Genomic DNA, 2,575 nt, shown 5'->3' with positions numbered 1-2,575 from the left:
CAACATCAACGCCCTCTTCAAGGAGCATGTCAAATTCATCATCGCGGGCAGGATGTCCCTCTCCTTTATCCAACAGAACCTGGAGCCGCTGTACGGACAGTTCCGCTCCTACGACCGCTTCAACGACAAGTACGAACTGTACTGTCATACGGTACAGACCGAATGGAACTACACGCAGCACCGGCCGTACAAAGGTGATACTGTTTCGGAGCTGCAAAACGCGCCCAAATTGAGCCACCCGCGCGGAGCTTAAGATCCACCGGCGCGCTCTGAGAGAGCCACATGGCGCGCACCTGAAGAGCCACCCGCCGCGCCGGAACAGAGCCGGCTGCTTCGAACTCCTTTAAGATCGAATTACTGCCACAGGGCAGAATTCATCTCAGGAGGGATTACGTTGTCAGAGTTTCTCACCATCGTTCGGGCCGTCTACAGCGGCCTGAGCCGGCGCAAAGTTGCGGCAATGCACAAGGTTTCAAGGAACACGGTGTCGCTGTACCTCCGGCAAGCCCGGGACCAGGGGTGGCTTACCCTGGAGGACCTTGAAAAACTGGACGACATCACCGTTTCGCAGGGGTTGTCGCAGATAGCCTCTCCGTCACGGGACGCTTCTTTCAGGATGCCGGACTTCGACTACGTCCATTCAGAGCTTGCCAAGCCCCACGTCACCCTGAAGCTGCTCTGGGAGGAGTACGTCGAAGAATGCAGGCGAAATAGCGAGCGCTTCTACATGGAGACGCAGTTCCGGCGGTACTATCACAAGCATGCCAAGGTGCACAAGGCTACCATCCGTCTGGAGCACAAGCCCGCGCTGACGCTCGAGGTCGACTGGGCCGGGACCAGGATTGCCTTCTTCGACGAGGAGAGCGGAAAACCGGAAGAGGCATCTCTGTTCGTTGCCGTCCTGCCGTGTACCCGGATCATCTACGCCGAGCCGTTCCGCGACGAGAAGCTGCCCTCCTGGATCTCCGGCCACGTCCACGCCTTTCAGTACCTGGGCGGCGTCCCTAAAACCATTGTGCCGGACAACCTGAAGTGCGGCGTGAAGCGAGCCAACTTCTATGAGCCGGATCTGAACAGGACGTACCAGGAGATGGCGGCCCACTACGGAACCGTAATACTGCCGGCCCGTGTCCGCAAGCCGAAGGACAAGCCGTCTGCCGAGAATGCCGTGCTTATTGCGTCCCGCAAGATAATTGCAGGGCTGCGCAATGTGCAGATACTGTCCTTCGCAGACCTGCAGCGGCACGTCCGTTCGGGTCTCGAGCAGGTCAACTCCGCTCCCCTGGCCGGGAAGAGCGAGAGCCGATGGACGTCCTTCCTCGCCGAAGAAAAGGACTTCCTGCTCCCGCTCCCCCAGTCCCCCTACGAACCGGCCGAGTGGGGGAAGGCCAAGGTCCAGCCCAACTGCCACGTCGCCTACCAGCGAAAGTTCTACTCCGTCCCGTTCGAGTACCTGGGAGAGGAGGTGGACGTCCGGGCGACCCGGCAGACGGTGGAGCTATTCTATCACCATCAGCGGATAGCGTCGCACAGGAGGCTCTGGGGCAAGGAGGGCTACTCCACGGTGAACGAGCACATGCCGCCCGACAAGCTCTTCTTCGCCGACTGGAACCGCGACCGCTTCCTGGGCTGGGCCGGTAAGACGGGCGACTGCACAAGGCGCGTCGTAGAGGCCATCCTTGACCGTGCAGCGATAGAGCAGCAGGCCTACCGCTCGTGCTTCGGAGTGATGAGCCTGGGAGAGAAGTTCGGCTCGCGAAGACTGGAGCGGGCCAGCGGAATACTTCTCTCCCGGACGCCTTCTCCTTCCTACGGCCAGCTCAAGAGTATCCTGGAGAAGAACCTGGATGTCACCGAATCCGAACAGGACGTCTCAATGGTACCCGTGGAGGCAATGAAGAAGTCGTCCGGGCGCGGGTTCCGGCGAGGGGCGGACTATTTCGGAGGCCGGGGCCATGCTTAACCACGAGACTGTGAACAGGCTCAGGTACATGAAGCTTACCGGCATGGCCGACTCGCTGAAGGAGCAGGACGACGACTCCGCCTTCCAGGAGATGGGGTTCTACGACCGTCTCGGGCTGATGGTGGACCGGGAGTTCAACAAGAGACAGCACAGCAGACTCCAGCGCCTGGTCAGCCGTGCGCGGTTCCAGAACACAACCGCCTGTGTCGAGGACATCAGGTACGACGACGACCGAAGACTGGACCGCGGTTTCATCATGGAGCTGGCCTCGTGCAACTATATCCCGCACGCCCGCAACGTCCTGGTCATAGGACCGACCGGAGCAGGCAAGTCCTTCTTGGCCCAGGCTCTCGGACAGGCCGCCTGCAGGCACATGCTGACCACCCGCTACGTTCAGCTGCCCGATCTGCTGGACGAGTTGAAGATTGCCAAACGCAGGGACCTGGAGGCTTTCAATCGGTTGCGAAAGCAGATTGTCAAGTTTGACCTCCTGACCTAAATCCGCAGGTTCTTTCCTTCAAGTAAAGGGATAACTCCCCGGACGGGGAAATGAACTGTTTTCGTTTCCCCGTTTCCTTTCTTTCTTACCCTTTTTCAGGTTTTTCAGGTCTT

General features: G+C 59.5%; 2 protein-coding genes and 1 pseudogene. All 3 read left to right on the top strand.

What is annotated here, in order from left to right:
- A pseudogene (locus C8D99_RS15320) lies at positions 1-211 on the top strand (IS1634 family transposase); the annotation flags it as partial.
- Between the two features lie 183 nt (positions 212-394).
- Complete coding sequence (istA, locus tag C8D99_RS15030; RefSeq protein ID WP_166670240.1) at positions 395-1,963, top strand: IS21 family transposase; 1,569 nt, start codon at positions 395-397, stop codon at positions 1,961-1,963.
- A complete protein-coding gene (locus C8D99_RS15025; RefSeq protein WP_133959315.1) occupies positions 1,956-2,462 on the top strand; it encodes an ATP-binding protein in 507 nt (168 codons plus the stop codon). The genes istA and C8D99_RS15025 overlap by 8 nt, the downstream gene beginning before the upstream one ends.
- Positions 2,463-2,575: the final 113 nt, after the last annotated feature.

The sequence above is a fragment of the Aminivibrio pyruvatiphilus genome (genome assembly GCF_004366815.1).
Taxonomy (GTDB): Bacteria; Synergistota; Synergistia; order Synergistales; family Aminobacteriaceae; genus Aminivibrio; species Aminivibrio pyruvatiphilus.
Note: the sequence above shows the minus strand (reverse complement) of the source record. Positions and strands in the feature narration are given on the sequence as shown.